7 protein-coding genes and 1 tRNA gene are annotated in these 5,711 nt (G+C 55.2%); 3 read left to right on the forward strand and 5 right to left on the reverse strand.

All coding sequences use genetic code 11. The features are described 5' to 3' along the window. Positions 1 to 36 precede the first annotated feature (36 nt). Positions 37 to 252, reverse strand: coding sequence for a hypothetical protein (locus PN477_RS01825; protein ID WP_272116618.1), 216 nt, complete (start codon positions 250 to 252; stop codon positions 37 to 39). Positions 253 to 465: 213 nt separating this feature from the next. On the opposite strand from PN477_RS01825, the gene PN477_RS01830 reads away from it, so the two are divergent. Then, the gene (locus PN477_RS01830) at positions 466 to 1,281 is read left to right on the forward strand and encodes a carbon-nitrogen hydrolase family protein (protein ID WP_272116620.1); all 816 of its coding nucleotides are present in this window, start codon (positions 466 to 468) and stop codon (positions 1,279 to 1,281) included. A gap of 216 nt (positions 1,282 to 1,497) precedes the next feature. Here the strand turns inward: PN477_RS01830 and gcvH are convergent, their stop codons facing one another. Beyond that, complete coding sequence (gcvH, locus tag PN477_RS01835; protein ID WP_272116622.1) at positions 1,498 to 1,896, reverse strand: glycine cleavage system protein GcvH; 399 nt, start codon at positions 1,894 to 1,896, stop codon at positions 1,498 to 1,500. A 122-nt stretch (positions 1,897 to 2,018) separates the two neighbouring features. On the opposite strand from gcvH, the gene PN477_RS01840 reads away from it, so the two are divergent. Continuing rightward, positions 2,019 to 2,384 carry a DUF1818 family protein gene (locus PN477_RS01840; RefSeq protein WP_272116624.1) on the forward strand — a complete coding sequence of 122 codons (366 nt, stop codon included), beginning with the start codon at positions 2,019 to 2,021 and terminating at the stop codon, positions 2,382 to 2,384. 19 nt (positions 2,385 to 2,403) lie between these two features. Here the strand turns inward: PN477_RS01840 and PN477_RS01845 are convergent, their stop codons facing one another. Together PN477_RS01845 and PN477_RS01850 are read right to left on the reverse strand one after the other, a co-directional pair. Continuing rightward, on the reverse strand, positions 2,404 to 3,438 hold the full coding sequence (locus tag PN477_RS01845) for a hypothetical protein (protein ID WP_272116626.1): 1,035 nt from the start codon (positions 3,436 to 3,438) through the stop codon (positions 2,404 to 2,406). 41 nt (positions 3,439 to 3,479) lie between these two features. Next, the gene (locus PN477_RS01850) at positions 3,480 to 4,196 is read right to left on the reverse strand and encodes a YdcF family protein (protein ID WP_272116628.1); all 717 of its coding nucleotides are present in this window, start codon (positions 4,194 to 4,196) and stop codon (positions 3,480 to 3,482) included. Positions 4,197 to 4,331: 135 nt separating this feature from the next. Here PN477_RS01850 and PN477_RS01855 point away from each other — a divergent pair, with 135 nt between their 5' ends. Beyond that, positions 4,332 to 5,288, forward strand: coding sequence for a DMT family transporter (locus PN477_RS01855; RefSeq protein WP_272116630.1), 957 nt, complete (start codon positions 4,332 to 4,334; stop codon positions 5,286 to 5,288). Between the two features lie 104 nt (positions 5,289 to 5,392). On the opposite strand, the gene PN477_RS01860 is transcribed toward PN477_RS01855, so the two are convergent. Beyond that, positions 5,393 to 5,466: transfer RNA gene (locus PN477_RS01860), tRNA-Pro, on the reverse strand. Positions 5,467 to 5,711: the final 245 nt, after the last annotated feature.

Genomic DNA, 5,711 nt, shown 5'->3' on the forward strand with positions numbered 1-5,711 from the left:
ATACCAAGACGCGCTTTGGTTCTTCCAGACTTGTGATTAGACCGCGACAGTGGCCTGAGTTTGGCGACGATAAAACTGTTCGCGGGCTTCTTGGGTGACTCGTCCGTCCATGATGGCGAGTTGAAGCTGGGTAAACAAGACAACATCATCGGCGTTGCAGGTGAGCAATAAGCGCCGCAGTTCGTTTTCAGCCTCGACGCAGAGATAGCCCTGACAACATGCATCTTGAACAATTTCACGAATATTAGCCACAACACATCATCCTCTCAATATCACCGGGGGGGGTGAGACCCCATAGAGGTTATCCCCCACATTCGTAAGAATACTGAAAGCCCAAGCGATTCTCTATGATCTCGATCAATCCCTTGTGTTGATTGTTATCAGTTTGGTGTGTTGCGGGGAACTGAGTACGGTATGATTGGAATCATCTCAACGCCTTGACCTGTAACCGATAGACATCCTTCAATGAAGCCTTACCTCGCTGCCGCTCTTCAAATGACGAGCAAACCGAATTTAATGGAAAACTTGCTAGAGGCCGAGGAGCGCATTGATCTAGCGGTGCGGCGCGGGGCTGAGTTGGTGTGTTTGCCTGAAAATTTCTCCTTTATGGGTCTAGAGGAAGAGAAAATGGCTCAGGCAGCGGCGATCGCAGAAAAAAGTGAGCAGTTTCTCCGCACCATGGCCCAACGCTATCAAGTGACGCTCCTTGGGGGAGGCTTTCCCGTCCCCACAGCCTCCGGGGATAAAGTCCGCAACACAGCCCTCCTGATCGCACCCAACGGCGAAGAATTGACGCGCTATTACAAGGTGCATCTGTTTGATGTGGATCTTCCCGATGGGAATACCTACTGCGAATCCAGCACGGTGATGGCGGGGCATGAGTTACCGGCGATCTTCGCGTCTGAGACCTTTGGGAACCTGGGGCTATCGGTGTGCTATGACGTGCGCTTTCCGGAACTCTATCGCCACTTGTCCAAAGCGGGGGCGGATGTGTTGTTTGTGCCGGCTGCCTTCACCGCCTACACCGGGAAAGACCATTGGCAAGTGTTGCTCCAGGCCCGTGCGATCGAAAATACCTGCTATGTGATTGCGCCGGCCCAAGCGGGGAATCATTACGGGCTGCGCCATACCCACGGCCACGCGATGATTGTTGACCCTTGGGGAACGGTGCTGTCTGATGCGGGGTCGGATCAGGAGATGGCGATCGCCGAAATTAACCCCGACTGTCTCCGCCAAGTCCGCCGCCAAATGCCATCTCTCCAGCATCGGATTTTCGTCTAGTCCCCAGCGATCGCCCTAGTACAGAGTCAAGACTTAATATTCGGATTGTATTGAATGTCCAACACTCAACGTGACGGTGCGTTACGCTTCGCTAACAGCACCCTACAAACATCCTGATTCTTTGCATTGACGCTTCACTAGGGTTGCTCAACCCTTTGATTCGTAGCGTTGAGCAACCTGGACAAAACGGCCCGATTCACGGCGAGATGAACCGGATTATTCGTCGTCGCCTTCGACTTGGGCTTTATATTCCGCAGCGGTTAACACATCGTCTAACTCTGCATCGGGATCTGCGATCCGGATTTTAATCAACCACCCTTCGCCGTAGGGGTCTTCCGCCAGGGATTCCGGCGCATCGATTAACCCTTCATTGCGATCGATCACCGTGCCGCTGATGGGGGCTTTGAGATCCTCCACCGCTTTCACTGATTCAATAGTGCCAAATCCTTCGCCCGCTTCGACATCATCGCCCATTTCCGGCAATTCCAGAAAGACAATGTCTCCCAATTGGTCAAGGGCGAAGGATGTGATCCCAATGGTGGCAATTTCGCCATCCAAGCGGACGTATTCATGGGAGTCGAGGTACTTCAAGTCCTCCGGATATTCAAAAGCCATGGTGATCCCTCAAACTATGATTCAGCGTGCATTTCATCACTCTTAACCCTACTATGAAACCAGGGCTTCGTTGGTGTTGGATCGAGAAATTTGAGAATTTTTGATCGAGGGGGGCGGCCAGGGTGGAACGAATCTTAAAAACCGGGGAGGGTTGGCGGTTGGGCTGGAATCCGCAGGCGGAGGATTATGGGGGATTGGTGGGGGGGGAGGATTGGGCGGTGGAACTGACGGCGGCGGAACTTCAGGAGTTTTGTCGCCTGTTACGACAGTTGGGCGATGCGATCGCTTCGATCACCCCCGAACTCATGGCCGAAGAACATCTCACCTGCGCCGTCGAAAGTGAATCTCTCTGGCTCGAAGCCGACGGCCTTCCCCATCACTACAGTCTCCGTCTCATCCTCAACCATGGCCGCCGCGCCGAAGGCAATTGGCCCCCCAGCGCCATCCCCGGCCTGCTCCAAGCCACCCAAATGCTCAACGTGTTTTAACGACTCAATCCGGCCCTGCCTAACCCCCGCCCCGTCGCCGTCGTCCCCGCCCGGAGCGACTCGTAGACACGTCATATTCCAACGCCGCTCCAATGGAATACAACACCCCACTGAACACATAAAACACATCCATCAAGCCGCCACTTTCATAGTTTCCCGGCAACGACAACGCCACATAAAACGCCAAATCCGCCACATATTTCGCCAAGGCTGCCGCCCCGATCATGCGCCATGATTGGGAAAATCGCCCCCCCCAAAATGCCATCAACAACGTGGCAGCAATCACCATTAACGCCACATCCGAAATTGAATAAAACAAGTTGACCGGCGTGGCAAACACCACCAAAAGCTCATCCAAGGCCATCACCCAACCCGGCGGCAGATCTTCGCTTTCTGCTTCCGCTTCAGAAATGGCTGGGGCCGTGACGGCGGCCGGAGCGTTGGGATCGGCGGGAGCATTGGGATCAACGGCGGGAGCAGGTTGGACGGCTTCGGTGCTGGGGGTGGGGGGGACTTCGACGATCGCTTCTTCCTTATTGATAGTCGCGAGTTTGAGCCATACGGCGAGGAGAGTCCCCAACACAGCAACACCTCCGACAATTAACCATTGTTTGGGTTCAAGGTTGAGACGACGGGGAAGCACGGCCAAAATCATGCCAAAGCCGACGCAAATAGTGAAGCTGATGTAAAAGAGGTCGGCGGGGGAAATTTCAGGATCAAGGTTAAAGTACAGTTCCCACATGCCAAAGAGGAAGTTACCGATGGAATAGGAGCCGAGGCCGAGGCCGATGAAGAGCCACACATCTCGACCGCTGGCAATTTGGGGGCTTTTCCAGTTGCGGTAACAGAGCCAGGTGGCGAGGATGAAGGGTAGGGTTTCTAGGGCATACGTGCCGAGCAGATACCAGAGGGGGTTCTCTTCACCGGGAATCGGAATGCTAAAGAGGGCGAAAAACCAGAAGGTTACCACTGACCAGATAATCCCCCCAAATACAATGTTTTGTCCCGATAACAATGTTGCCAATGAGGGTAGATTGGGGAGAGATTTACTCATAGCGGGGGTGGGATTAGATGGCTAATTCTCCCACGATAGCATTATGGTGAGAGAGTCTTTTGTCGCTCTTGAATCAGGGTGTCGAGTTGGCCTTGATGCTCACATTTGAAGCCTTGGCGGAGGGCGCGATCGAGGTTGATTTGGGTGAGGGGACGGACGCGATCGCACCTCGGTTGCCACAGTAAACTCACCACCGCCCAAGCTACACTCCGCAGCAAATCTAAGTCTGTTTTGAGCCAGGATTCAGTATTGCCCGGTCGCCCGGTTTCTACGACGGGATCAACTTCGACCCAAATGCCATGGATGCCGAGGTGAATCCGAGCCAGCCAGAGGGCGCGGGGCAAGTGCGAGGGGGAGGTGAGGAGTTGCACATGGTGGGCTTGCCAGCGGCGCAAAATTGGGGTGGTGTAGTAGAAGTTTTCAAAAGTGCTGTGGGCGCAGGTTTCGAGCCAGATGCGATCGCTTAAGGCCTGTTCGCGTTCAAACACCAAAAAGATACAAGGCGGCGGCGATCCACTGGAAATTAACACCGGAATGTCAGGCTGTTGGGCGACCGCTTGGGCGGCGTAGATTTCGCGGCGGATGCTACCCCCCAACACGAGCACGGCATCAATGGGCTGCTGGGCGGCGTGGGTGAGGCGCAAACCGAGGCTAATTGTGAGGATCGCCACTAGACCCAATCCCACTTTCAGCACGGTAGACCAGAGGGAACGACGACGCAGTAATGAGAAAAAGCCCATGGTGAGGAGCGATCGCACAATTTTCCTTCACCGTAGCATAGGCAAGGGGAGACCGAGCGATCGCCGTCCCCTGCCCCTTAGAATGGCCAGGTTCGACCCTAGCAGAAGATCCCACATCTTCCGCAGTTTGGGGAATCCTATCCCATGTGCTGTATGTCTGTGTTTCCTCAAAAACCCGCCCTTTGGCAGGTTTGGCTGATTTTAATCCTGGGGGTGATGGCTGTTGCCACCTCAGCCCCCATTATCCGGGTCGCCTTGGCCAGTGCGGCAACGCAGGGGTTGGGATTTAGTTTATTTTTGGCGGCGACGCGGTTGGTGATGGCCAGTGTGTTCCTCGTGCCCGCCTGGCGATCGCTCCCCGTGCGGCAGATCACCGGGGCCACTTGGGGCTATGCGATCGCCGCCGGATGCTGTCTCGCCCTCCACTTCGCCACCTGGTTCACCTCCCTCTCGTTCACCTCCATCGCCGCCTCCACCGCCCTCGTCACCACAAACCCGGTCTGGGTGGCTCTCCTCAGTTGGCTCTGGTTTGGACGACGACCCACCGGGATCACCGTGGGCGGCATTGCGATCGCCCTTACCGGCGGCATGGTCATTGCCTGGGGCGGTGCTCAGGGCAGCGCATCGGGAACCGCGCCCCTCTTCGGCGATGCCCTCGCCCTCATGGGGTCTTGGATGGCAAGTTTATATTTCATGCTCGGTCGCGAAGCCCAGCGGCGCGGGTTGAGCATCGGTCAATATGTGGCGATCGCCTATGCCGTCGCTGCGATCGTTCTTTTGCCCCTCCCCCCCGTCTTCAACATTTCCTACCTCGGCTATCCCCCCCTCGTCTACGGCTGCATCCTCCTCATGGCCATCCTGCCGCAACTCATCGGCCACACCGTGATCAATTGGTCAGTCACCCAAATTTCCCCCACCATCGTCACCCTCGCCATCCTCTTTGAACCCGTCGGCTCTAGCCTCATGGGCTGGGCCCTCTTCAGCGAAATCCCCGGCCGTTTTGTCCTCCTCGGCGGCGCGATTTTACTAATGGGCGTGGCGATTTCAATCATCGGCGAACCGCGAACCCCAGCCCCAGCAAGCAAGCCGGATAGCGTAGAACCTCGATAAAGTGATGTCATGGGCTCAGGCGCGATCGCACCTGAGCCCATAGAAAAACTCCAGCCGAAACTGGAGTTTTTTTCAAGGGGATATATAGAAAACTGGCGTTTAAATCGGAGCGGCGGGATTTGAACCCACGACCCCCACTACCCCAAAGTGGTGCGCTACCAAGCTGCGCTACGCCCCGATGGCAATCTTCCAATTGCGCTTAACAACTGTAGCATACCACATCGATTCTCAGCAATTTTTCCCAAAAAAAAGAAGCTGGCCAAGCCAGCTTCTTTTTTTTAATCTATCTCAAGTGTCAAAAGAGGACTCCCGTTATAGCCGAAGGCTTAACGGTGAGATGAATTTTGACCAACAAAGAAAACTGAGCGAAGCGAATCCTACAGGGTTGACTTAGTCCTGTAGGAAAGTTAGGATAAGGGGGAA

Source organism: Spirulina subsalsa CS-330 (assembly GCF_028330765.1).
GTDB lineage: Bacteria > Cyanobacteriota > Cyanobacteriia > Cyanobacteriales > Spirulinaceae > Spirulina > Spirulina subsalsa_A.

Bases quoted from the DNA above. Each gene is read 5' to 3' on its own strand.
- PN477_RS01855 (WP_272116630.1), top strand. From the start codon at position 4,332: ATGTCTGTGTTTCCTCAAAAACCCGCCCTTTGGCAGGTTTGGCTGATT.
- gcvH (WP_272116622.1), bottom strand. From the start codon at position 1,896: ATGGCTTTTGAATATCCGGAGGACTTGAAGTACCTCGACTCCCATGAA.
- PN477_RS01830 (WP_272116620.1), top strand. From the start codon at position 466: ATGAAGCCTTACCTCGCTGCCGCTCTTCAAATGACGAGCAAACCGAAT.
- PN477_RS01845 (WP_272116626.1), bottom strand. From the start codon at position 3,438: ATGAGTAAATCTCTCCCCAATCTACCCTCATTGGCAACATTGTTATCG.